This window comes from Anaerosporobacter sp., from assembly GCF_031551385.1.
Classification (GTDB): Bacteria; Bacillota; Clostridia; order Lachnospirales; family Lachnospiraceae; genus Anaerosporobacter.
The window spans coordinates 1-5,445 of the sequence record NZ_JAVBNS010000074.1 but is presented as its reverse complement, the minus strand read 5'-3'; the positions used below and the strand labels follow the sequence as shown (position 1 = coordinate 5,445).

The following is a 5,445-nucleotide window of genomic DNA, read 5'->3' as shown; positions in this document are numbered from 1 at the left end:
CTAATACATGGGAAAGAACAAGTGTGATTCCTTTTTTCTCGAAGGAAGATTGAATCTTTCGCAATGTGTTCAAAGCAGTTACATCAACAGCGGGAACACCATGCATTCTAAGAATAACAACTTTGGTATCTTTCCTAAGCTCGTTTTGAATATAGAGTAACTTATCGGCAGCGCCGAAGAATAGAGGGCCGTTTAGTTCAAATACAAGCGTGTGTGAAGGTACTTTTTTTAAATGTATACTATCTGGATTATTATCTTCGTCAATATCATCGGAGTCTCCGATGTATTTCCAACTGTTAACATTCGTAACATCAGCCATTCGCTTCATGAATAAGCCACATGCTAATACCATTCCTATTTCGATAGCAAGAACTAAATCAAACGCAAATGTAAGTATGCAAGAAGAGATTAATACAGCAATATCGCTTTTCGGTGCTTTTGCATAAGATAAGAACGCTTTAACATTGAACATGTTATAGGACACAACAATTAAGATGGCAGCTAAAACACATAATGGTACATGCTTGATTAATGGCATACCAATCATTAGGAACAAGAATAAGGTAAGTCCGTGAAAGATAGCAGCGATTGGAGTTTTAGCACCATTTTTGGCATTAGAAATCGATCTTGCAACACCACCTGTAGCAGGGATGCAACCAAAGAGGCCAAGGACGATATTAGCAACGCCTTGTGCAATTAATTCCATGTTGGAACGATGTTTGCTATAAGTTAAGCCATCGGTTACAACAGCGGACAGTAAAGCTTGCATAGCGACAAGAACTGCAATTGTAAATGCTGGCTGCATCAAGTCGAATATATCATCAAGGGATAAGTCCGGTAATGTTGGAAATGAAAGTGACTTTGGAATTTCCCCAAGTGTTTTTACATCAAGATTTGCAAAATAAGCAATACAAGTTCCAACAATAATAGCAATAAGAGAATTTGGGATTATAGTATGGACTTTTGGCCATAACACAAGTATGAGGATACAAAGTAGGCCGAGAAGAATACTTTGGTAATTTACATCAGATAAATGGGTAAGATAGGCATTCCATTTACCAAAGAAGTTTGTTGGCATCTTGTCAAATGAGAGACCTAGAAAGTCTTTCATTTCTAATGTGAAGATGGTTACTGCGATACCACCAGTGAAGCCGATTGTAATAGGGGCGGGAATGAATTTAATCAATTTTCCTAATCGGAATATGCCCATAAGTATAAGCATAATACCTGCAAGGATGGTTGCAATCATAAGTCCATCAAGTCCGTAATGATTGATAATACTTTGGATAATGATGATAAATGCACCAGTAGGGCCAGTAATCTGCACACGACTGCCACCTAATAGTGCGACAATTATACTTGAGATAATTGCTGAGTAAATTCCCTTTTCTGCGGAAACACCACAACCTAAGGCAAAAGCGATAGAAAGTGGTAATGCAATGATTGCTACGATAATACCAGCAGTTGCATCTTTTGTGAACTGACGTTTATCATAGTGCTTCATCACAGAAAGGAGTTTGGGTTTGTACTTGTCCATTTTGTTTTTTTCTCCTACGCGTTAATTTGAAGTTGTTTCCCGAAACTTGAGTTTGAGAGGCAATCCTAACTAAAATTCTATGCTTGTTGGATATGAAATTCAAGAAAAAGATAAAAACTATACAAATTTTATTAAAAATCTATAAATTCAATAAGGAGATGAAGAAATAATTTGTTGGTTTTTTTAAATAAAAAATAAAGATAGAGAGAACAGAGAAGTTAAATATGTGGTATAATAGTAAGATAGCGCATGAATAGCCATGCAATGATTTTAGAAAGGGGTAACGGTATGTTAAATATAACGAAAGCAGCAATACGCAATATTGCGGCTGACGAGCAGACCTATGCCAGAGGTATTCGTTATTATCAGAATGGTGCTGTTAAGAATATCACCTGGTCACAAGCCAATAAGCAATATCGTGCATTTGTGAAAGGACAGTCCGATTATATCGTTACGGTAACGCAAGATAAAGAAGACTCTTTTAATTATTCCTGTAATTGTCCAGCAAGTTTTAAGTATAGTGGACCTTGTAAACATGTGATAGCTACGCTTCTTTTTGTGGCAGATTATGAAAACCGAAAAAAAGCAAAAGCGAGTATTTCTCCTGATGAGAAGAATGTGTTTAATATAATTGACTACTTCTCGCGTCAAGATGAAATCAATCTACCAGGGGAAACGTTTAATATCAAGGTGTGTATCTATGTTCCAGCGATTATGAAATCGGACACTGGTAAAGCATATCTATCAATACAAGTAGGGAGCAATCGATTTTATAAAGTACAGAGTCTGAAGAAATTCATTAGCGATTACTATAATAAAGAGGATATTGTATTAGGGAAGGAATTCCGTTATATACAAGGGGAAAGTAAATTTCACGAAACTTCGCAAAAAGTCATGGACTTTTTAGTAGAGGTATATGAGGTACAGGAATTACTAGGACGTGTTAATAATGCGAATGTATTTTCAAAATCGCAGATGGTATTGACAAAATATTTGTTAATGAAATTATTATCGCTATTAGGAAAAGATGCATTCCATTTGAATCTATATGGAAATGAGTATCGTGATGTGAGGTTTTATTTTAAAAATCCAAGAATTGAGTATCAGATTGATTTAGAAGAGGAAGCTCTAATTATGAATCAATTATCAGATGATGGTGTTGTACCAGTAACACAAAGTGGAGAATTACTATTCTTTCATCATGCGATGTATCAGCCAAATCCGAAGTTTATTAAAAACTTCGTGCCGTTCTTTAGTAGTATTAGTAAAGAGAAAGGGCCATTATATTTTACAGGAACGAATAAACATAAGTTCTTAGAATATGTATTGCCACAGATTCATCAAACGATGGAGATTCAAGTTCCAGAGGAAATTAAGAATCGCTATATTGATGAACCTTTACGAACAGAGATTTATCTCGATAAATATAAATCGAATATTCGAGCAGATATCAAGTTTTACTATGGAGAATATAAGATTAATCCGCTACATGAGTCATCTCACCCAGAAGCAATTATTGTACGAAAGCCAATGGAGGAAGATATCGTTATCGATTATCTTAGTGGGATTGGATTTGAGGCAAATCGTGATTATTTCATAATTAAGAAAGAGGAAGAAGCTTACGAATTCTTAACAGAGAAATTAGACGATTTGATTTCTAAATATGAAGTATTCTATTCGGAAGCATTTCGAATGATTAATATAAGAAATGTTGGAAATCTAAATACAAATCTGAAAGTAAAATCGGAATCTGATTTACTAGAGATGCAGTTTGAATTTGAAGATATTCCAGCAGAAGAATTGAAAGATTTGTTTAATTCCTATCGTTTGAAGAAAAAATACTATCGTCTTAAAAATGGCGATTTCATTAATCTTCAGACAATGAATATGGAGAAAGCGGCAAATCTGCTGGAACGTATGAATGTATCCTATAAGGATTTGAAGGATAGCAATGCTATTTTGCTACCAAAGAATACGGCATTATATCTAAATCAAGTACTTGAAGAGGAAGATAGCATTCATGCAGATGTGAATGATGAGTTTCGTGAATTGGTTAACCAAATTATGAATCCAAAAGAAAATCAGTATGATGTTCCAGCGAACGTGAATGCAAGTCTTCGTAGCTATCAAGTAACAGGCTTTAAATGGCTCTGTACGTTAGCAGACAATAACTTAGGTGGTATTCTTGCAGACGATATGGGTCTTGGTAAGACATTGCAGTCTATTGTATATATGGCGGCGAACAAGGAAAGACCATATCTAATTGTGTGTCCATCTTCGTTGATATACAATTGGCAGGAAGAGATCGAGAAGTTTGCACCGTTTTTAAAGACAGCAATTGTAATCGGCACACCAGAAGAACGTGCTGCTATTATAAACAGTGTAAAAGACGAAATGAATATAGATGTTGTTATTACTTCGTATCCGCTTATTAGAAGGGATATAGAAGTGTATGGAGGAATCCAATTCCATACTATGTTTATTGATGAGGCGCAATTTATTAAGAATGCAAATTCTCGTAATGCAAAATCAGTAAAGGCGATACATGCAAAGCATAAGTTTGCTTTAACAGGTACACCGATAGAGAATAGCTTGTCGGAGCTATGGTCAATTTTTGATTTTGTTATGCCGTTTTATCTGTTTACTAGCTCAAAGTTTCAATCTGTTTATGAAAAACCGATTATAAGAGAGGGCAATGAAGAGGCTCTTGCAGATTTGAACCGTCATATTCAACCATTTATTCTGCGAAGAATGAAAAAGGAAGTTTTATCGGAGTTGCCAGATAAGGTTGAAACGAAATATATGACAGAGATGACGGATAATCAACGAAAATTATATGCTGCTTATATGTCTAGTATTCGAGATGATTTGTTTGGTAGTGCGGAAAATGGATTTGAGAAAAAGAAAATTGAGATTCTTGCAGCACTTACAAGACTTCGCCAAATTTGCTGTCATCCATCGACATTTGTTGAGGATTACAAAGGTGGAAGTGGTAAGATGGATTTGTTGATGGAAATCTTGCCAGATATTATTGGAGCAGGGCATAGAGTGCTGATTTTCTCGCAGTTTACATCTATGTTACATTTGATAGAAGAGGAATTGAAGAAATCTGACTTCACATACTTCTCCTTAGAAGGGTCTACAAGTATTGAGACACGCAAGGAACAAGTTAAGCGCTTTAATGATGGAGAACGAGATATCTTCTTAATATCACTGAAAGCGGGTGGTACTGGTTTGAATCTTGTTGGAGCAGATACGGTTATACACTTTGATCCTTGGTGGAATCCAGCGGTGGAAGAGCAAGCGACTGACCGTGTTTACAGAATTGGGCAGAAGAATTCCGTTCAAGTAATCAAATTAATCACAAAAGATACGATTGAAGAGAAAATCTATAAGTTACAAAAAAAGAAAAAAGAGTTATCGGATTCTGTAATTCAATCCAAAGAAATCTTTATCAGTCATTTATCAAGAGAAGAGTTGGAAGAAATCTTTAAGTAATGAAAATCTTTCCTCAATTTTAATAGAATTTTAAGAAAATTGAAAGAAACTATTAAGGTTGATTTGTTATAATTTTCTTACTGTCGAAAAAGGCACGAGAGTTACTGTCGAACCTTGACGTGAATAGGGAATTGGGGGAAGAGATTTATGAATCAAATGAAAAAGGAACAAACGACTTTTCTTGAGAGAGGAAGAGAAAGCTTTAATAAACGTGCGGAAAAGATGAATTTATTAGATGGAATTCATTTTTATCGATTGTTTTGGATATTTCTTTTATCAAGTGTATTAGGATACTACCTTGAGCTTGCGTGGTGTCTGATGTATCATGGCAGAATTTATAGCAGACATAGTTTGGTAGTAGGACCATTTAGTGTTGTTTATGGTTTTGGTGCTGTTATAATTACGCTAAT

3 protein-coding genes are annotated in these 5,445 nt (G+C 35.2%); 2 read left to right on the top strand and 1 reads right to left on the bottom strand.

What is annotated here, in order from left to right; translation table 11 throughout:
* Positions 1-1,537 (bottom strand): SulP family inorganic anion transporter (locus RMR19_RS07525; RefSeq protein ID WP_310602883.1); only part of this gene is annotated, 1,537 nt, incomplete at its 3' end.
* Between the two features lie 288 nt (positions 1,538-1,825).
* On the opposite strand from RMR19_RS07525, the gene RMR19_RS07520 reads away from it, so the two are divergent.
* A complete protein-coding gene (locus RMR19_RS07520; protein ID WP_310602882.1) occupies positions 1,826-5,035 on the top strand; it encodes a DEAD/DEAH box helicase in 3,210 nt (1,069 codons plus the stop codon).
* 147 nt (positions 5,036-5,182) lie between these two features.
* Positions 5,183-5,445 (top strand): putative ABC transporter permease (locus tag RMR19_RS07515; protein WP_331654669.1); only part of this gene is annotated, 263 nt, incomplete at its 3' end.